This is a genomic window from Bradyrhizobium sp. Ken64 (assembly GCF_055807555.1).
Map to the genome: position 1 here is coordinate 122,021 of NZ_JBVVPA010000007.1, position 16,201 is coordinate 138,221.

A 16,201-nucleotide genomic window follows, 5' to 3' on the forward strand; every position below is an offset into this window, starting at 1 on the left:
ATGGCGAATGCCGCGAGGGCAACGCTCTCGCTGCAGCGCGGAATCAAGATCGCGCGCGGCTAATTTGCAGGCAGCAGGAAGCCCGGAACAAAAAACGCGAAAACAACCCCATGCACAGTAGAACGGCTCCGGCCATCTTGCTGCCGGTGACTCCGAGTAGACATCTGACGCGTCGAGCGAATCAGCAAAGGTGGCGGCTACGGGGCGACGGGGTAGGGACTGTCGTCGAAAATCGTCTCATGATAGCCTTTCGACCCGACATCGCGCGCCAGCGTGCTGCGAAAATCGCGGGCATCGCGAAGACACTTCAGGACATGCGCGAAGTCGAATTCGGGCCGCCAGCCCAGCTCGCGCCGCGCGCGCTCGCTGACATAGACGCGGTCGATCGCGGGAAACAGCCGCCAGCCGCGCGCCGCGTAGAGCTCCGCACAATCCGGATAGAGCTCGCGCACCACAGCGGCCGCGTCACGTGCAAGTGCTGCCAGATGGCGCTGCTCGAACGGGCTCGTGGCCGAAATGATATAGCGCGCAAACCCGATGTTCGGCGCGCGCTCGGCGGCGAGCAGATGGGCGCTCACCGCGTCCGCGATATCCAGCCGGCGATAGAGCAGCTCGTTGGCCCGCGCATTCTCCGGCGCGCAAGCCGACCGCATCGCCGGATCGTCATCGTCTTCCGGGAAGAAGCGCGAGGTCCTCAAGACCACGACGGGCAGGCCGCGCTCGCGACGAAACAGCTCGCAGAGAGTTTCGGCCATCAGCTTGGTCGTGCCGTAGATGTTCTTCGGGATCGGCGGCAGATCCTCGGTCACCCACACTGCGGCCTGTCCCGCCTCGGAGCGGAGCTGCGAGCCGAACGCGCTGGTGGTGCTGGTGAAGACAAAACTGCGCACGCCGGCAGCCACGGCCGCTTCAAGCAGGTTGAGCGTGCCGGTGACATTGGTGTCGACAAAGTCTTGTTTGCTGTGGGTCGCCACATGCGGCTTGTGCAGCGTCGCGGTGTGGATCACGGCGGTGACGCCGTCCATCTGGCCCCGCACGAAGTCGGGATCGACGATTGAGCCGACGGCATCGGTGAAGGGCGATGGCTTCAGGTCGATGCCACGCGCAGGCGAACCCCGCCCGCGGAGCGTGCGGAGAACGGCCTCCCCGAGATGGCCCGCGCTGCCTGTGACCAGAATTGACATGTGAGACCGATTGAACCCACCCCCAACGACAGAAAGCAATCGTCCGTTCCGAGGCATTTAGTCGAGGTTCGCCGCAATCTACCAATGCACGCAGAACAAACAGCAAACAAATTGACTGTGACGGTTGTCGGAGGGAGTGTAGATGCTCCCATTGCATCCTATATTGACCGGGCATCCAGATAGTGACGCAGATGAAAAGCCCTATTCTAGTCCTGGCGACTGTGAATGCGCCGTATAGCAAAAAGCTAACCGCGCAGGAGCTTGTCCAGTGTCTGCTGGATCCCTCTTCGGCGAGGACAGCCTGCGGTCCGATGTCGTCGTTTTTTGGCGATGTTGAACCTGGATTGCAAATTGCGTTCGCTGAGATGTATGGCATCAGCCACGATCAATTGGTTGCCGCAGCGAAGGCGTTTGCCAAGTTTTCGGGGCAATCCTTCCCACTCGCGGCCTGACAAATGAGCGCTCAATCAGATTGGGCGCTACTTTTTCGCATTGCCTGTGCGATGATCCGGCAAGTCAACGCCGAACAGGAAATCATTGATCGTTGGACGTTCGGCGGCGGCACAGCGATGATGCTGCAACTCGATCATCGGACAAGCCACGATATCGATATCTTTCTCCCAGACCCTCAATTTCTTCCCTTCCTCGATCCACAGAAGCATGACTTCAATTTCGAGATCGAGCCCGCTGACTACAATGGGGACGGCGCACGCTCCCTGAAGCTTGGCTTCGAGTTTGGTGAGATCGATTTCATCGTCGCGCCGACACTAACTTCCTCGCCGACGACGCAAGCGACAGTTGAGGGCGAAATGGTCCTCCTGGAGACGATCCCGGAAATCATTGCGAAGAAGATCTATCATCGGGGCAACAACATCGCGCCGCGCGATATATTTGACATCGCGGCGGGCGGCGAAATGCACGCTGAATCTATGATTAGGGAGCTGGCCAGCTATCGCGACAGCGTCGCAGCCACGCTGGCCGCAATCGACAAACTAAAGCCTGACTTTGTGAGCGCAGCGATCAATCAGCTCACGATCAAAGACCCATACAAGCTGATCGCGAACGCAGCGCTGGAAAAGACCAAAGATCTTCTTCGCGCTGTATAGCTTGGGCGAGCGTCCCAAATTACGGGTTGGCCTCATTCCCGGTCCCGAGGACTTCGAACAGCCCGCCGTACGACCCACGCCAAAAATCGGCGCAATAGCTCTCCCCGGCAGGGATATCCAGCTCAATTTTGGACGCTGGGAGAAAATTGGAGCGGGCGAAGGGGCTCGAACCCTCGACCCCGACCTTGGCAAGGTCGTGCTCTACCACTGAGCTACACCCGCATCCTGTGTCGGTCGCATGACTGCGCCGGCAACGGCTGTCGTATGCCAAAAGCGGGAGGGGAATGCAACAGCTACCGGCGGCCTAGATTTGCAATCGGAGGCCCGATATCGACCCGAACGCGGCCAAATGACCCAAAAAGGCCCCGGAACCGGCGAATCGGCCCGCATGGATTGAAATTCGGCCGTCCCGGCCCAATTTAGGGCCAACAGCGAAGCATATGGATTTGCGACGTGCTAAAGACCCGCCAATTCCAGACATCAGACGAGGGGATGCCGTGACGATCATCGACCAGGGTAACGGAGCAGCGGGCCCGGCTGCCGCCGATCTGATCAAGGACACGACCACCCAGACCTTCGTGAAGGACGTCATCGAGGAATCGAAGCGCCAGCCGGTGCTGATCGACTTCTGGGCGGAGTGGTGTGGCCCCTGCAAGCAGCTCACGCCCTTGCTGGAAAAAGCGGTCAAGGCCGCCAAGGGCAAGGTCAAGCTGGTCAAGATGAACATCGACCAGCACCCGGCGATCCCGGGGCAGATGGGCATCCAGTCGATTCCGGCGGTGATCGCCTTCGTCAACGGCCAGCCGGCCGACGGCTTCATGGGTGCGGTCCCGGAGAGCCAGCTCAACGCCTTCATCGAAAAGCTGACCAAGGGCGTGACCGCGCCGGGTGAGCCGAATGTCGCGGAAATCCTCCAGGAAGCCGAGGCGGTGCTCGCCGAGGGCGATGCCGCCGCGGCCGCCCAGATCTACGCGGAAGTGCTGCAGCTCGAATCGACCAACATCGCAGCCCTCGCCGGGCTCGCGAAATGCTACGCCGTCTCCGGCGCAATGGAGCAGGCCAAGCAGACGCTCGCCATGGTCCCGGAATCGAAGCGCAACGACCCCGCTGTGAAAGCCGTGCAGACCGCGATCGATCTGGCCGAGCAGGCCGAGCAGCTCGGGCCCGTCGCCGAGCTGGAACAGAAAGTCGCCGCAGACCCGCTCGATCATCAGGCCCGATTCGACCTGGCGATCGCGCTCAACGCGCAAGGCAACCGGGCAGCGGCCACCGAGCAGCTGCTCGCGATCATCAAGCGCGACCGCAAATGGAACGACGACGGCGCCCGCAAGCAGCTGGTGCAGTTCTTCGAGGCCTGGGGCGGCACGGACGATGCAACTGTCGAGGGACGCAAGCGCTTGTCGATCATCCTGTTTTCCTGACGATGATTGATCCATCGCGGCTGGCGGAGCGTTAGGCATCCTGACTTGATGCGGACAATGGGGACCAGATGCCGATCAACATCGAATATCGCGGGCCCGCCGACCTTCCGGAGATCCTTCCGGTGTTTCCGCTGCCGGGCGCGCTGCTGTTGCCGCGCGGGCAGATGCCGCTCAACATCTTCGAGCCGCGCTACCTCGCGATGATCGACGATGCCTTCCGCGACGGCCATCGCCTGATCGGCATGATCCAGCCCGACATCGCGCATTCGCCCAAGAATTCCGACAAGCCGGCGCTGTTCAGCGTCGGCTGCGTCGGTCGCATCACCCAGCTCGCCGAATCCGGCGATGGCCGCTACATCCTCGAGCTCACCGGCGTCTCGCGCTTCAAAGTGCTCGAGGAGCTCGACGTGCTTACCGCCTACCGGCAGTGCAAGGTGGACTTCTTCGCCTTCGTTGACGACTTCACGCCGCGCATGGGCGAGGACGAGGTCGATCGCGAGGCACTGCTGACGGTGCTGGCGGATTTTTTGAAGGCCAACAACCTCAAGGTCGACTGGGAGGGCGTCGAGACCGCCCCCAACGAAGCGCTCGTCAACGCACTGGCGATGATGTCGCCCTATGGCGTGGCCGAGAAGCAAGCGATGCTGGAAGCGCCCGACCTGAAGACCCGCGCTGAAATCCTGGTCGCGGTGACGGAGATGGATCTCGCCAAGAAGCGCACCAGCGGCGATCCACCGCTGCAGTGAGGGGCGACTAAGCTTCCGCCTCCACGGTGCGCTCCCTCTCCCGCTTGCGGGAGAGGGTCGGGGAGAGGGTGCTGCCCCAAGCGAGAACCCCGAAGAGGAGAAAACCCTCACCCGGCGCTTCGCGCCGACCTCTCCAGCAAGCGGGCGAGGTTGACCGAGCCCGCGGCCAGATTGTGCCGACTCAATCCTACGAGTGATGCCGGATGCGCTTGCGGCCGGTGATCATCGCGCTGATCAGGTTCTCGCGCTGGAGACGCCCCATCATCAGCACGCCCAGGACGTGCAGCACGACCAGGACGATGACCGCCTCCGACGAATAGTGGTGGGTGTCCTCGACCCACCAGACGCCGAAAAAGGTTACGGTCACCGACATCGCGCCTGATATCGTCGAGACCGCGAGCGAGACCAGCAGCGCCACCAGCATCAACGTGCCGGCTGGATTGAGGCCGATATAGCGGCCGGTGATGCCGCGGCGCAGATTCCACAGATAACCCGGCGCGGCCCGAAGCCTGACGCCGACCATGCGGAAGCGCGAATAGCGGCTTCCCCAAAGACCCCAGACCAGACGGAACGCAACAAGCCCGAGTACGGTATAACCGACGATGCGGTGAAGTTCGTCATAGACGGTCGGCGTGGACCACGCGGCCAGAACGCAAGCCGCGAGCGCCCAGTGCCAGAGCCGCAGCGGGAGGTCCCAGACCACGACCGTCCGCGAAGCGGTTCGATCCGCGGGGGTCCGGTTGGCCCCCCCGCGCGGTTGCGGTACCTTTTCTTCGATCAAGCGAGGACCACCCTCAGGCATGACTTTGCGCAGACGTTTGCGCGCAGACCATCGCGCGGCCTACTTTGCAATCGTGTGCTTCAGGCTGAGATCTTCGGGGCTGTAGAACAGCTCGTAAAGCTTGCCTTCTTTGACGCCGTAGACCTCGTAGCACGAGCCTTCGATCTTGGAGCGCCGCACCTCGTAGCCGAGCGCCTTGGCCTTGGCTTCGGCTTCGCTCGCCGGCTTCCACGACGCCTTGTCGAGCTTGGTGCAGTCCTTGAAACCATCGGCCAAGGCGGCCGATCCCATGCCAATCCCGATCGTCAATGCAACGGCAACAACACGAACAACCTTCACGAACTTCTCCTCTTCTGTCGTGGGCGCTACGCCCTGGGGCGAAGCGGGACCGAAGGAAGCAAAGCACATGATGAAGTCAATCCGCAGCTACGCCGGAAGCCTTTAGAGATATTCTAACGATCCGAAAAAGCTCAGCGCCCTCCGTGCGCAACGTACATTTGGCGCGTCGATGCGGCCTTACGCCTCACAACAGGCATGACTGCAATATGCCGCGCCTAGTAGCCGGCAGCCGCCATCGCGACGACAGCACTGAGCGCCATCCAGCCGAAGTGCCGACCGCGCGTCGCCCATGCGTTGGCGAGAGCGGCGAAGCCGAACACACAGGCCATGGTGACGACGATCCAGTGCCGCGCCGGCTCCGATTGCAGCCAGGGTGCCGCGATCAGGAGCACACCCCCGCCGAACCAGGCGACGGTCGAGGCCTGCCAGACCAGGCGGATCAGGGTGCGGAGCCGCTCCGGCTCGATGCGGGCGCGGGCAAAGACCTTGGTCTCGCCGAGAATGCCATGGATGAGGGCCACGACAATGGTCACGACCCCGGCACACTGGAGCAAGAGATCACGCATCGTCAAAACTCCTGAAAATTTTTCCATACAGTCCTGTATGGTGAGATAGGCGCTGGCGTGCCGGCTGTCAATACACTAGTGTATGGTTGAATCCGGAACCCGACATGGCCGAAACGCTGAACGCCGACGACTGGATCAAGCAGGGCCTGAAGGCGCTCGCGAGAGACGGCTTCACCGCACTGAAGGCCGATCCGCTGGCGAAAGCCATGGGGGTCTCGCGCGGCAGCTTTTATTGGCATTTCGCCGATCTCGGCGCGTTCCATGCCGCTCTCTTGAAGCGCTGGCGCGAGATCGCGGCCGAGCAGATCATCGCCGATGTCGAGGCGGACAGCGACGATCCGCTGAAAGCGCTGCTGCGCAGGACTTTTGGCGCGCGGCTCGACCTTGAGCGCGCGGTGCGGAACTGGGCGGCCTTCGATGCAGCGGCACAAACGGCGGTGCGTGCCATCGACCGGCGCAGGCTCGACTATATCGAGGAGCTGCTGAAGAAGCGCGGGTTCGAGGCGGCGACGGCGCGAGCCCGCGCGCAAATCCTGTACTGGACGTTCCTCGGCTTCGCCCTGTCGGGCCCGCCATCGCCCACCGCACGGCTCGAGGGCCTGCTCGACGAGATCCTGCGGATGGTTTCCGCTTGAGGCGACGCGATGGGCTGCTACGATTTTTCATGCTAGAGGCAACCGACCGCCGGAGATCCACATGAACGCGCCCACCGAACGCCCCGAAGCCAGCGTCGATCCCAAATTGCTGGAGATTCTGGTCTGCCCGCTGACCAAGGGTCCGCTGGAGTTCGATTCTGCAAAGCAGGAACTGATCTCGCGCAGCGCCAAGCTCGCTTATCCGATCCGCGACGGCATTCCGATCATGCTGCCGGAAGAGGCCCGCAAGATCGATTGAGGTTGAGGTTGTGCGCGCAGAATGGCGCGATGACCGCTCCACACCCAGGTGTCGTCCTGGCGAAGGCCAGGACCCATAGCCACCGAATTGGGTTGTTGCGCGAGCTGGTCACTCCGAGTCTTCGCAAAACTTTTGCTGCGGCGTATGGGTCCCGGATCTGCGCGCGCTTGAGGCGCGCTTGTCCGGGACGACAGGAAAATCCTACAGCGCCTCGCCCTTCAACAAACGCGGTATCTCACCGGTCAAACCCGCGGCCTGGCGGATGAACAGGTTCTTCAGCGGCGGGGCGCGGTCGACGAGGCCGAGGCCGATGTCGCGGACGGTGCGCAGCAAGGTCGACTGGTTGGAGAACAGGAAGTTCAGCGAGTTGGTGGCAACGCCCATGGCCATCGTGTCGAAGCGGCGCCAGCGCTGGTAGCGCTCGAGCACGTCGGCGGCGCCGAGATCCATGCCGAGCCTGGCGGCATCGACCACGACTTCGGCCAGCGCGGCAACATCCTTCAGCCCCATGTTGAGACCCTGGCCCGCAATGGGGTGGATGACGTGGGCGGAATCGCCGACCAGCGCGAGACGCTGGGCGATGAAGGAGCGCGCGACGAAATAGGACAGCGGAAACGCGCGCGGCTTGTCGAGCGCCTTCACCTCGCCGAGATGCAGGCCGAAGCGTTGCTCGAGCTCGCCGTGAAATTCCTCATCGCTCAACGCAACGATACGCGCGGCTTCGCTGCGTCGCTCGGTCCATACCAGCGAGGAGCGCTTGCCCGAAAGCGGCAGGATCGCGAACGGACCCGCCGGCAGAAAATGCTCTTCGGCGCGGCCCTCGTGATCGCGCTCATGGCCGACGGTGACGACGATACCGGACTGATCATATTCCCAGCCATGGGTGGCGATGCCGGCGCGCTCACGCAGTTTCGACTTCGCGCCGTCGGCCGCGACCAGGAGGCTCGCTGCAATCACACTGCCGTCACCGAGCGTCACGTCGATACCTTCGGCCCGCGCGTCGTAAGACGATACGGTGGTCGCGCGGAGATCGATGCCCTCGGCCTCGGCGCGCACCACCAGCGCATCGATCAGGCGGCGGTTCTCGACCATATGCGCGAAGGGCTCGCCCGGCGCGACATCGCCGGCAAAGTTGAGGAACGCCGGGCGGGTGGCGTCTTCCAGCTTTGAATCGGTGACGATCATGTCGAGGATGGGCTGCGCCTCGCCCCTGACCTCGTCCCAGGCGCCGATCGCCTCGAACAGGCGGCGGCAGGCGGCCACGATCGCGGTGGCGCGCGGGTCCCGGCTCGGCCGTGTGCCGAGCGCGGGGTCGGCGACGATGACGGGGATCTCGGGCCCGAGCCCCTGGCGCAGCGCCAGCGCCAGCGCCAGGCCCGCAAACGCGCCGCCACCGATGACAATGCTACCCTGTACCGACATACCCAATTCCCGGCTAAATCCTGGCCTTGCTAGCAGACTTGAGGTGGGCGAAACAGTGCGGTGAAACAAGGGCGGTAAGCCCCCATTGTGTCATTCCGGAGCAGCGTAGCCGGAGCGGCAAGGCGAAAGCTGAATTCCATGTCCAAGAGCCTGATCGACCTCATCTCGATCCTCGACCTCGAACAGCTCGAGGTGAATCTGTTCCGCGGCAACAGTCCGAAGACCAGCTGGCAACGGGTGTTCGGCGGCCAGGTGATCGGGCAGGCGATGGTTGCAGCGTGCCGCACGGTCGAGGGCCGGCTGCCGCATTCGCTGCATTGCTATTTCATCCTGCCCGGCGATCCGCAGATCCCGATCATCTATCAGGTCGAGCGCCTGCGCGATGGCAAGAGCTACTCGACGCGACGCGTCACCGCGATTCAGCACGGCAACGCGATCTTCTCGATCATGGTGTCTTTCCATGCCGAGGAGGAGAGCGCGTTCGATCACCAGGACAAGATGCCCGACGTGCCGCCGCCGGAAAAGCTGACGGCGGAGGAGGTGGCGAAGCAGCCGATGTTCAAGGAGATGCCGGAGTTCATCCGCCGCTATTATGAATCCGACCGTCCGATCGAGCTGCGCCCGGTCGAGCTCGGCCGCTATTTCGGCCAAAAGATCGAGGACGGCCGCATCCATGTCTGGATCAAGACCGCGGCAACGCTGCCGGACGATCCGGCGCTGCACATGTGCGCGCTGGCCTACGCGTCCGACTTCTCGCTGCTCGATGCGATCATGGCGCGCTACGGCCGCACCCTGTTCGACAAGCGCATGATGCCGGCGAGCCTCGACCACGCGATGTGGTTTCACCGCCCGTTCCGCGCCGACGAATGGCTGCTCTACGCACAGGATTCGCCGAGCGCCCGAAGCGGCCGCGGCTTGACCCGCGGCTCGATCTTCAAGCCTGACGGCACACTGGTGGCTTCCGTCGCGCAAGAAGGCTCGGTACGCGAGCGGAGAGCCTAGGAGGCATAAGCACGATCGATAGCGCTGATGCCTCTCGAGGTCATGCCCGGAGCGATCCTCGCGGAGCCAGGACGGTCTCCGACGCGAACCAGTTCATGATCCAGCGATACACCCACGGGATCGGGATGATGAAGCCGCAAAGGAATGCGGCCACGATGCCCCGCCAGAGAATGCCGAGACCGCTGCCGTTGAAGACGATCTCGCGCCGCGTGCCTTCGATGCTGCGGCAGAACCAGCGCATCTGAGCTGCGGCGACCCAGGCCCAGCCGATGATGGTGATGATGGAAATCGCGAACAGCAGGCTCCAGCCGACATAGGCCCAGACCGTGCCGGTGAAGCTCAGGCCGAGCGGCTGGCCGTTGGAGGCGAGGTTCGCGACCATCCATTTGATCAGGAGCCAGTACAGAACGATTTGGGCGATGAACAGCAAATTGCTCAGCAAGGGGACGCCGATGTAGCCGATCACGATGGCCAGAACGATGAAGCCGAAATACCAGGGCACCAGCGCCATCGCATTGCCGGTGAAGCTGAGATTGGGCCGCCCGGGGACCTTGACGCAGGACACGATCCATTTCGTGTACCAGACGAACACCCACGGCACCGGGATGATGAAGCACATGCCGATCAGCATCACGATGCTGCGCCAGGTGAACTCGAGGATGCCGAAATCGACCGCCAACGATCCTCCGGCGCCACCGCCGCCATAGCCTCCGGAGCCCATCATCGGCGGGCCGCCAGCCGGCATCATCGGGGGCGCACCGCCGCCGCCGATCAGGCCGGGGATTTCGGCGGCCTTCTGCCAGCCGGCCATCCCCTCCGACCACACCAGCGTATCCGGACGCACGACTCCCTGGGCAACGAGGTCGCGGAATTGTCCTTCCTGATAGGGTCCCTGCTGCTTACCCTCGGATGCGTAGAACCAACTCGCCATGAAACGTCCCCCTCGAACATAGTTTTGTACCCGCCGCGACGCTTGGGTTCATCGCATCCATTCCAAAAACGCATTGTGGAGGATGAACGGCTGCCCTGTACAGAGGCGGCCGTTCACATGGCCCAACGATTTTCCGCTTCAATCTGCAACATTTTTATGCCATTTGCCCGGAAAGATGCCAGATTGACGCTGCGCCGGGGACATACGGCGCGGCGCATCCCCGGGGAATAGGCCTGACCATGAAACTCGTCGTCGCGATCATCAAACCCTTCAAGCTCGATGAAGTCCGCCAGGCGCTGACGGCGATCGGCGTCCACGGCATGACCGTGACCGAAGTGAAGGGCTATGGCCGCCAAAAGGGCCACACCGAGATCTATCGCGGCGCCGAATATGTCGTGAATTTCCTGCCGAAGCTGCGGATCGAGATCGCGGTTGCCTCCGATATCGCCGAGAAGGCCGTCGCCGTCATCACCGCGACGGCGCGCACCGGCCAGATTGGCGACGGAAAGATCTTCGTCACGCCGATCGATCACGCCATCCGCATTCGCACCGGCGAGACCGACAGCGACGCGCTCTGAATTCAAGACCCTCATGGTGAGGAGCGCGGAACGCGTTTCCGGACGATGCTTTGCATCGCCGGGCGAACCATAGAGGCCCGGCTCTCGCCCGCGGCCATCCTTCGAGACGCCCGCTTGTCGCGGGCTCCTCAGGATGAGGGTGGAGTGCGGTGAGGCACGGACTAATTCTAATCTAAATCGCACCGGGCAACGGCGCCACAGTGTGCGACGCAATCACTATGCTGGGGGAAACGACATGGCGGGATTGTTGCGCCGCGCGGCTGCTATGGCCGCGCCGATCGGGCTTGTCTCGATCATGGCTTCGCCGGCGCGTGCCGCGGGCTCCGAGATCAACACCGCCGACACCGCCTGGATGATTGTCGCCACCGCGCTGGTGCTGATGATGACGATCCCGGGACTCGCGCTGTTCTATTCCGGCATGGTGCGCAAGAAGAACGTGCTCGCCACCATGGCGCAGAGCCTGGCCGCGGTGACGATCATCTCCATTCTCTGGGTCGCGTTCGGCTATTCGCTGTGCTTCGTCGGCGACGGCCCGTGGATCGGGACGCTCGACCGCTGGTTCCTCGCCGGCATGACCATGGACAGCGTCAACCCGGCCGCGAAGACGATCCCGGAAGCGCTGTTCATGCTGTACCAGATGACGTTTGCGATCATCACGGTGGCGCTAGTCGCGGGCGCCGTCGCCGACCGGATGCGGTTCTCCGCTTATCTCCTCTTTTCCGTGGCCTGGTTCATCTTCGTCTACATTCCCCTGGCGCATTGGGTGTGGGGCGGCGGCTTCCTCGCCAGCATGGGCGTGCTGGATTTCGCCGGCGGCCTCGTGGTGCATCTGTCGGCCGGCACCGCCGGCCTCGTCGCCGCGAAGGTGATGGGACGCCGTCATGGCTACGGCACCGAAAATCTCTCGCCGTTCGATCTGTCGCTCGCGGTGATGGGCACCGGCCTGTTGTGGGTCGGCTGGTTCGGCTTCAACGGCGGCTCGGCGGGCGCAGCCAATTCGCGCGCGGTGCTGGCGATCATCGCGACCCATCTCGCCGCCTGCTCCGGCGCGCTGACCTGGGGCGCGATCGAATGGTCGACGCGGCGCAAGCCATCCGTGCTCGGCATGATCTCCGGCGCGGTCGCCGGCCTCGGCACCATCACGCCGGCCTCGGGATTCGTGGCGCCCTGGCACGGTATAGTCATCGGCGTGATCGCGGGTCTCGTCTGTTACTGGGCCTGCACCTGGCTGAAGCACCGCTTCGACTATGACGATTCGCTCGACGTGTTCGGCGTCCACGGCATCGGTGGGCTGACCGGCACCCTGCTGGCCGGCGTGTTCGCAACCAGCGCGATCGGCGGCACCGCCGGCCTGCTCGAAGGCCATCCGCAGCAGCTTCTGATCCAGCTCTACGGGGTCGCTGTCACCTTCGTCTGGTCGGCAGGCGTGAGCTTCGTCCTGCTCAAGCTGGTCGGCCTGTTCGTGCCCCTGCGCGTCTCCCGCGAGCACGAGCTCGAAGGACTGGATATCTCGCAGCACGGCGAGGCGTTGCAGTAATTGGGCTTGCGCAACACATAAGCACATGCTTATGTGTTGCCATGATCGAAGCCGACATCTTCAAGGCGCTGGCCGACCCGACCCGCCGCAAGGTCTTTGAGAAGCTTGCCGGCGGAAGCCTGAATGCCAGCGCCTTGCGCGACGGACTGGAGATCAGCCAACCGGCGATGTCGCAGCATCTCGCGGTGCTGCGCGGGGCAGGCCTAGTGCGCGAACAGCGGCAGGGCCGCTTTGTAAATTACGAAGTCGATCCCGAAGGAATCGCCGCCATCGGGACCTGGCTTGCGCGCTATCGCGCCTATTGGCCGAAACGCATGGACGCCCTTGCCGATCTCTTGAAGGAGATGGATCAATGACCGACGCCGTGAAGCCTGATCCCTCCGACCCAGCTCTCGTGCTCGAATATGAATTCGATGCGCCGCCGGCCAAGGTCTGGCGCGCGGTGACCATTCCGGCTTTGCGCGAGCGCTGGCTGCCGGATTGCGAACTTGCGGGCGCCGAGCCTGAGACATCGATCCCGGGCCAGGAGGTGCGCTACCGGCTTCGCGATTCCGAACCGCCGTTTCGCGAAAGCCATGTCATCTTCCGGATCGAGCCGAACGAAGACGGCGGCACCCGCTTCCGCATCATCCAGCAGGCCTGCGAGATCGGCATGAAGCTGCCGCAGCCGGCCAACAGCAATGGCTGCCTGATGCGCGCGGCCGCCTAACACCGACACCACTTCATCACCCTCAGACATGGAGGTCGCCGATGCGCGACATGCTTCAGCTCGTCCCTATGGTCGTCGAACAATCCGCCCGCGGCGAGCGATCGTTCGACATCTATTCGCGCCTGTTGCGCGAGCGCATCATCTTCCTCAACGGCGAGGTCAATGATGCGATGTCCGGACTGGTCTGCGCGCAGCTCTTGTTCCTGGAGGCGGAGAATCCGAACAAGCCGATCAATCTCTACATCAATTCCTATGGCGGCGTGGTCACCAGCGGCCTCGCGATGTACGACACCATGCAATTCATCAAGGCGCCGGTGCATACGCTGTGCATGGGCACCGCGCGCTCGATGGGCTCGTTCCTGCTGATGGCCGGCGAGCCCGGTCACCGCGCCGCCCTGCCCAATGCGAGCCTTCACGTGCATCAGCCGCTCGGCGGCTTTCAAGGCCAGGCGTCCGACATCCTGATCCACGCCACCGAAATGCAGGAAACCAAGCGGCGCCTCATCCGGCTCTATGCAAAACATTGCGGGCGCCCCGAGCAGGACGTGGAACGGACCCTGGACCGCGACCACTTCATGACCGCACAGCAGGCGGTCGACTGGGGGCTGATCGACCGGGTGTTCGCGGAACGCAGCGCGGCCTGACGGTCTCTGCCGGCGACCGCTCGGCAGGTCTCGCCCTGCTCAAGTCGGTTGGCCGGTTGCGCGCATTCCGTGAGCAGAAGTACAGGGGGCCCGATATTTCGCAGCACGAACGGCCCTGCAACAGGCGTTCGCCCTACTAAATTACCTTTCCACTGCCCGACGCGTGAGCACCAATGTGTCGGCAGCTTGACGTGCCTTTATTTTAATCAGGCATGGTCAGGTATTGAGCGCGGCGTAATGGCGCACTGCACCGCAATACGCGTCAAACGCGAAAACACCCGTTTTCATAGTCCGTTAGGCAACACGCCCGATCTGGCACGGCATTTGATTCTATGGGTCCTGGCTGTGCCCGCGTAGTGAACTTTCTCCCTCGTGGCGAACCAGTCGAGAAACGCCCGGCCACGTCCGGACCGGGCCCAAGCGGGGATAGGACCCATGAAAATTGTTATGGCGATTATTAAGCCATTCAAGCTGGAAGAAGTCCGTGACGCCCTGACCGCCATCGGCGTTCACGGTCTCACGGTGACGGAAGTCAAGGGATATGGCCGCCAGAAGGGCCATACGGAAATCTATCGCGGCGCCGAATATGCCGTGAGCTTCCTGCCCAAGATCAAGATCGAGGTCGCTGTCGCCTCCGACCAGGTCGACAAGACCATCGACGCCATCACGACCGCCGCGAAAACCGGACAGATCGGCGACGGCAAGATCTTCGTCATCAATCTCGACCATGCGGTTCGCATCCGCACCGGCGAGGCCGATGCTGCGGCCCTTTGATTTCGCGCTCAATCAAAATTCAATCAGGAGTAAATGAAATGACGTTTAAGCGTCCCTATGGCGCGGGATTGGCGGCTCTCGCAGTCGGCCTGTTCGCTGCGACCGCAGCCTACGCCGAGCCAACGGTCAACAAGGGAGACAACGCCTGGATGCTGACATCGACAGTGCTCGTGCTGTTGATGACGATCCCCGGCCTCGCGCTTTTCTACGGCGGCCTCGTCCGCTCCAAGAACATGCTCTCGGTCCTGATGCAGGTGTTCTACACCGTCTGCGTCGTCACCGTGATCTGGGCCGTGTACGGCTACAGCCTCGCCTTCACCGGCGGCTCCGACTTCATCGGCGGCTTCTCCAAGGCCTTCATGATGGGCGTCACCACCGACTCGAAGGCCGCGACCTTCTCGGTCGACGCCAACATCTCGGAGCTCATCTATATGTGCTTCCAGATGACCTTTGCGGCGATCACGCCCGCCCTCATCGTCGGCGCCTTCGCCGAGCGCATGAAGTTCGCGGCGCTCGCGCTCTTCGTTCCGCTCTGGGTCACGCTGATCTACTTCCCGATCGCGCACATGGTCTGGTACTGGCCCGGCCCGGACATGATCCAGGACGCAGCCAAGGCTCTGGCTGCTGCGGCTGATGGCGCGGCGAAGACCGCGGCGCAGGCCAAGCTCGACGAGATCAACGCCGACGCAGGCTGGATCTTCAAGAAGGGCGCGATCGACTTCGCAGGCGGCACCGTGGTGCACATTAACGCCGGCATCGCAGGCCTGGTCGGTGCTCTGCTGATCGGCAAGCGCGTCGGTTACGGCAAGGAGCTGATGGCTCCGCACTCGCTGACTATGTCGATGATCGGCGCCTCGCTGCTCTGGGTTGGCTGGTTCGGCTTCAACGCCGGCTCCAACCTCGAAGCCAACGGCGGCGCGGCCCTCGCCATGACCAACTCCTTCGTCGCCACCGCAGCCGCCGCGCTGTCGTGGATGTTCGCGGAGTGGATCATCAAGGGTCACCCGTCGGTGCTCGGCGTCATCTCCGGCGCTGTCGCGGGCCTCGTGGCCGTCACGCCTGCCGCCGGCTTCTCCGGCGTGATGGGTGCGATCGTCCTCGGCCTCGTGGTCGGCGTGGTCTGCCTGTTCTTCTGCACCGTCGTGAAGAACGCGCTCGGCTACGACGACTCCCTCGACGTGTTCGGCGTGCACTGCGTCGGCGGCATCATCGGCGCCCTCGGCACCGGCATCCTCGTCAATCCGGCGTTGGGTGGTGCGGGCATCATCGACTACACCGCGATCCCGCCGAAGGTTGCCGATTACGACTTCGCAGCGCAGATGATCTCCCAGGTCTGGGGCGTCGGCACCACGCTGGTGTGGTCGGGTATCGGTTCGGCGATCCTCTACAAGGTCGTTGATGTGATCGTTGGCCTCCGCGCCAATGTCGAGAGCGAGCGTGAAGGCCTCGACATCACCGAGCACACCGAGCGCGCCTACAACATGTAAGTCTTCTCCCGGGCGCGACCTCCTCGGAGGTCGCGCTCACAACTACGGTTTGGGGCACATACCCGGCAATGTCCCGACCG

Annotated in this window: 20 protein-coding genes and 1 tRNA gene; 14 read left to right on the plus strand and 7 right to left on the minus strand. The window is 63.2% G+C overall.

Going from position 1 to position 16,201, the window contains the following annotated elements:
* Positions 1-197: 197 nt before the first annotated feature.
* A complete protein-coding gene (locus AC0L2F_RS14690; RefSeq protein WP_473248842.1) occupies positions 198-1,184 on the minus strand; it encodes an NAD-dependent epimerase/dehydratase family protein in 987 nt (328 codons plus the stop codon).
* Positions 1,185-1,375: 191 nt separating this feature from the next.
* Between AC0L2F_RS14690 and AC0L2F_RS14695 the strand changes: the two genes are divergently transcribed.
* Positions 1,376-1,636 (plus strand): hypothetical protein, encoded by a 261-nt coding sequence (locus AC0L2F_RS14695; RefSeq protein WP_473248934.1) that lies wholly within the window; start codon positions 1,376-1,378, stop codon positions 1,634-1,636.
* Between the two features lie 3 nt (positions 1,637-1,639).
* On the plus strand, positions 1,640-2,290 hold the full coding sequence (locus tag AC0L2F_RS14700; RefSeq protein WP_473248843.1) for a nucleotidyl transferase AbiEii/AbiGii toxin family protein: 651 nt from the start codon (positions 1,640-1,642) through the stop codon (positions 2,288-2,290).
* Between the two features lie 147 nt (positions 2,291-2,437).
* On the opposite strand, the gene AC0L2F_RS14705 is transcribed toward AC0L2F_RS14700, so the two are convergent.
* Positions 2,438-2,512: transfer RNA gene (locus tag AC0L2F_RS14705), tRNA-Gly, on the minus strand.
* A gap of 275 nt (positions 2,513-2,787) precedes the next feature.
* Between AC0L2F_RS14705 and trxA the strand changes: the two genes are divergently transcribed.
* Together trxA and AC0L2F_RS14715 are read left to right on the plus strand one after the other, a co-directional pair.
* Positions 2,788-3,711, plus strand: a complete 924-nt coding sequence (gene trxA / locus AC0L2F_RS14710) for a thioredoxin (protein WP_063992265.1) — start codon at positions 2,788-2,790, stop codon at positions 3,709-3,711.
* Positions 3,712-3,779: 68 nt separating this feature from the next.
* On the plus strand, positions 3,780-4,457 hold the full coding sequence (locus AC0L2F_RS14715; RefSeq protein ID WP_473248844.1) for an LON peptidase substrate-binding domain-containing protein: 678 nt from the start codon (positions 3,780-3,782) through the stop codon (positions 4,455-4,457).
* Positions 4,458-4,644: 187 nt separating this feature from the next.
* Here the strand turns inward: AC0L2F_RS14715 and AC0L2F_RS14720 are convergent, their stop codons facing one another.
* From AC0L2F_RS14720 to AC0L2F_RS14730, 3 genes are all read right to left on the minus strand, one after another.
* The gene (locus AC0L2F_RS14720) at positions 4,645-5,259 is read right to left on the minus strand and encodes a cytochrome b/b6 domain-containing protein (protein WP_473248845.1); all 615 of its coding nucleotides are present in this window, start codon (positions 5,257-5,259) and stop codon (positions 4,645-4,647) included.
* 39 nt (positions 5,260-5,298) lie between these two features.
* Positions 5,299-5,577 carry a PepSY domain-containing protein gene (locus AC0L2F_RS14725; protein WP_473248846.1) on the minus strand — a complete coding sequence of 93 codons (279 nt, stop codon included), beginning with the start codon at positions 5,575-5,577 and terminating at the stop codon, positions 5,299-5,301.
* A gap of 215 nt (positions 5,578-5,792) precedes the next feature.
* Positions 5,793-6,143 carry a hypothetical protein gene (locus AC0L2F_RS14730; RefSeq protein ID WP_354168421.1) on the minus strand — a complete coding sequence of 117 codons (351 nt, stop codon included), beginning with the start codon at positions 6,141-6,143 and terminating at the stop codon, positions 5,793-5,795.
* A gap of 104 nt (positions 6,144-6,247) precedes the next feature.
* Between AC0L2F_RS14730 and AC0L2F_RS14735 the strand changes: the two genes are divergently transcribed.
* Together AC0L2F_RS14735 and AC0L2F_RS14740 are read left to right on the plus strand one after the other, a co-directional pair.
* Positions 6,248-6,778: a TetR/AcrR family transcriptional regulator gene (locus tag AC0L2F_RS14735; RefSeq protein WP_473248847.1), complete on the plus strand. Its 531-nt coding sequence runs from the start codon at positions 6,248-6,250 to the stop codon at positions 6,776-6,778.
* Positions 6,779-6,839: 61 nt separating this feature from the next.
* Positions 6,840-7,037 carry a Trm112 family protein gene (locus AC0L2F_RS14740; RefSeq protein WP_007598651.1) on the plus strand — a complete coding sequence of 66 codons (198 nt, stop codon included), beginning with the start codon at positions 6,840-6,842 and terminating at the stop codon, positions 7,035-7,037.
* A gap of 201 nt (positions 7,038-7,238) precedes the next feature.
* Here AC0L2F_RS14740 and AC0L2F_RS14745 read toward each other — a convergent pair whose 3' ends face one another.
* On the minus strand, positions 7,239-8,459 hold the full coding sequence (locus tag AC0L2F_RS14745) for a ubiquinone biosynthesis hydroxylase (protein WP_473248848.1): 1,221 nt from the start codon (positions 8,457-8,459) through the stop codon (positions 7,239-7,241).
* Between the two features lie 138 nt (positions 8,460-8,597).
* Between AC0L2F_RS14745 and tesB the strand changes: the two genes are divergently transcribed.
* Positions 8,598-9,461 (plus strand): acyl-CoA thioesterase II, encoded by an 864-nt coding sequence (gene tesB / locus AC0L2F_RS14750; protein ID WP_007604104.1) that lies wholly within the window; start codon positions 8,598-8,600, stop codon positions 9,459-9,461.
* A 40-nt stretch (positions 9,462-9,501) separates the two neighbouring features.
* Here tesB and AC0L2F_RS14755 read toward each other — a convergent pair whose 3' ends face one another.
* Positions 9,502-10,392, minus strand: coding sequence for a DUF4339 domain-containing protein (locus tag AC0L2F_RS14755; RefSeq protein WP_473248849.1), 891 nt, complete (start codon positions 10,390-10,392; stop codon positions 9,502-9,504).
* 239 nt (positions 10,393-10,631) lie between these two features.
* Here AC0L2F_RS14755 and AC0L2F_RS14760 point away from each other — a divergent pair, with 239 nt between their 5' ends.
* The 7 genes from AC0L2F_RS14760 (at position 10,632) to AC0L2F_RS14790 (ending at position 16,121) form a co-directional block, all read left to right on the plus strand.
* Positions 10,632-10,970, plus strand: coding sequence for a P-II family nitrogen regulator (locus AC0L2F_RS14760; RefSeq protein ID WP_007604102.1), 339 nt, complete (start codon positions 10,632-10,634; stop codon positions 10,968-10,970).
* A 235-nt stretch (positions 10,971-11,205) separates the two neighbouring features.
* Positions 11,206-12,507 (plus strand): ammonium transporter, encoded by a 1,302-nt coding sequence (locus AC0L2F_RS14765; protein WP_063992259.1) that lies wholly within the window; start codon positions 11,206-11,208, stop codon positions 12,505-12,507.
* A gap of 41 nt (positions 12,508-12,548) precedes the next feature.
* Entirely contained in the window at positions 12,549-12,863 is a 315-nt protein-coding gene (locus AC0L2F_RS14770; protein ID WP_007604100.1) for an ArsR/SmtB family transcription factor, read from the plus strand.
* Positions 12,860-13,216, plus strand: a complete 357-nt coding sequence (locus AC0L2F_RS14775; protein WP_007604098.1) for an SRPBCC family protein — start codon at positions 12,860-12,862, stop codon at positions 13,214-13,216. Before AC0L2F_RS14770 ends, AC0L2F_RS14775 begins: the two co-directional genes overlap by 4 nt.
* Positions 13,217-13,257: 41 nt before the next feature.
* Positions 13,258-13,860 (plus strand): ATP-dependent Clp protease proteolytic subunit, encoded by a 603-nt coding sequence (locus AC0L2F_RS14780; protein WP_007604097.1) that lies wholly within the window; start codon positions 13,258-13,260, stop codon positions 13,858-13,860.
* 435 nt (positions 13,861-14,295) lie between these two features.
* The gene (locus tag AC0L2F_RS14785; protein WP_007598642.1) at positions 14,296-14,634 is read left to right on the plus strand and encodes a P-II family nitrogen regulator; all 339 of its coding nucleotides are present in this window, start codon (positions 14,296-14,298) and stop codon (positions 14,632-14,634) included.
* A gap of 38 nt (positions 14,635-14,672) precedes the next feature.
* Complete coding sequence (locus AC0L2F_RS14790; protein ID WP_473248850.1) at positions 14,673-16,121, plus strand: ammonium transporter; 1,449 nt, start codon at positions 14,673-14,675, stop codon at positions 16,119-16,121.
* Positions 16,122-16,201: the final 80 nt, after the last annotated feature.

Bases quoted from the DNA above. Each gene is read 5' to 3' on its own strand.
- AC0L2F_RS14690 (WP_473248842.1), bottom strand. From the start codon at position 1,184: ATGTCAATTCTGGTCACAGGCAGCGCGGGCCATCTCGGGGAGGCCGTT.
- AC0L2F_RS14695 (WP_473248934.1), top strand. From the start codon at position 1,376: ATGAAAAGCCCTATTCTAGTCCTGGCGACTGTGAATGCGCCGTATAGC.
- AC0L2F_RS14700 (WP_473248843.1), top strand. From the start codon at position 1,640: ATGAGCGCTCAATCAGATTGGGCGCTACTTTTTCGCATTGCCTGTGCG.
- AC0L2F_RS14715 (WP_473248844.1), top strand. From the start codon at position 3,780: ATGCCGATCAACATCGAATATCGCGGGCCCGCCGACCTTCCGGAGATC.
- AC0L2F_RS14720 (WP_473248845.1), bottom strand. From the start codon at position 5,259: ATGCCTGAGGGTGGTCCTCGCTTGATCGAAGAAAAGGTACCGCAACCG.
- AC0L2F_RS14730 (WP_354168421.1), bottom strand. From the start codon at position 6,143: ATGCGTGATCTCTTGCTCCAGTGTGCCGGGGTCGTGACCATTGTCGTG.
- AC0L2F_RS14735 (WP_473248847.1), top strand. From the start codon at position 6,248: ATGGCCGAAACGCTGAACGCCGACGACTGGATCAAGCAGGGCCTGAAG.
- AC0L2F_RS14740 (WP_007598651.1), top strand. From the start codon at position 6,840: ATGAACGCGCCCACCGAACGCCCCGAAGCCAGCGTCGATCCCAAATTG.
- AC0L2F_RS14745 (WP_473248848.1), bottom strand. From the start codon at position 8,459: ATGTCGGTACAGGGTAGCATTGTCATCGGTGGCGGCGCGTTTGCGGGC.
- tesB (WP_007604104.1), top strand. From the start codon at position 8,598: ATGTCCAAGAGCCTGATCGACCTCATCTCGATCCTCGACCTCGAACAG.
- AC0L2F_RS14755 (WP_473248849.1), bottom strand. From the start codon at position 10,392: ATGGCGAGTTGGTTCTACGCATCCGAGGGTAAGCAGCAGGGACCCTAT.
- AC0L2F_RS14760 (WP_007604102.1), top strand. From the start codon at position 10,632: ATGAAACTCGTCGTCGCGATCATCAAACCCTTCAAGCTCGATGAAGTC.
- AC0L2F_RS14765 (WP_063992259.1), top strand. From the start codon at position 11,206: ATGGCGGGATTGTTGCGCCGCGCGGCTGCTATGGCCGCGCCGATCGGG.
- AC0L2F_RS14770 (WP_007604100.1), top strand. From the start codon at position 12,549: ATGATCGAAGCCGACATCTTCAAGGCGCTGGCCGACCCGACCCGCCGC.
- AC0L2F_RS14775 (WP_007604098.1), top strand. From the start codon at position 12,860: ATGACCGACGCCGTGAAGCCTGATCCCTCCGACCCAGCTCTCGTGCTC.
- AC0L2F_RS14780 (WP_007604097.1), top strand. From the start codon at position 13,258: ATGCGCGACATGCTTCAGCTCGTCCCTATGGTCGTCGAACAATCCGCC.
- AC0L2F_RS14785 (WP_007598642.1), top strand. From the start codon at position 14,296: ATGAAAATTGTTATGGCGATTATTAAGCCATTCAAGCTGGAAGAAGTC.
- AC0L2F_RS14790 (WP_473248850.1), top strand. From the start codon at position 14,673: ATGACGTTTAAGCGTCCCTATGGCGCGGGATTGGCGGCTCTCGCAGTC.